Source organism: Parvularcula marina (assembly GCF_003399445.1).
GTDB classification, from domain to species: Bacteria; Pseudomonadota; Alphaproteobacteria; order Caulobacterales; family Parvularculaceae; genus Parvularcula; species Parvularcula marina.
Map to the genome: position 1 here is coordinate 1 of NZ_QUQO01000032.1, position 513 is coordinate 513.

Consider the following 513-nt stretch of genomic DNA (forward strand, 5'->3'; position numbering starts at 1 on the left):
GGCCATGGCCAGCAGGGCCTGGTTCTTGGCGGCGCTGTTGGCGCGCATCATGGCGCGCGAAGCCCGGCGCGCATTGTCGCCAAGGGTCAGCATGGCTTGTTCGATGGAGGACGAGGACATGGCGGCGTCGATCATGGTGAGGGGGCGGCCAGGGCGCCGCGTGCGATTGGGATAGTTTATCCGGCCAGGGGCCGGGAGGATCAGGAGGCGGCCGGGGCCGCCTTCACGGTCGGTTGCCCGCAGCGGCGACGCGCAGGGCCAGGCGGGTCATTTCTTCCCAGGGGTCGGACAGCCGACCCGGGACGGACAGCCCCTTGATGAGGCGGTCCACTTCGTGCGCGTGTTGCACCGCGGCGGGCCAGACGTCGGGGCGGACCCGGCCCAGCGCCTGCAGCGCGAGGCGTTCGTGCGCGCCGAAAATGCGCAGGCGGCGCATCAGGCCGTTGGCGTCCTGGCCAAGGCTGCGGGCTTCGGCCACGCGCGCCAGCAGGCGGATTTCCTCGCCCACCGCCC

Annotated in this window: 2 pseudogenes; both read right to left on the reverse strand. The window is 72.1% G+C overall.

Annotation, left to right across the window (positions count from 1 at the left end):
* Positions 1–135, reverse strand: a pseudogene (locus tag DX908_RS16870) (gamma-glutamyl-phosphate reductase); the annotation flags it as partial.
* 88 nt (positions 136–223) lie between these two features.
* Positions 224–513, reverse strand: a pseudogene (locus tag DX908_RS16090) (DNA polymerase III subunit delta); the annotation flags it as partial.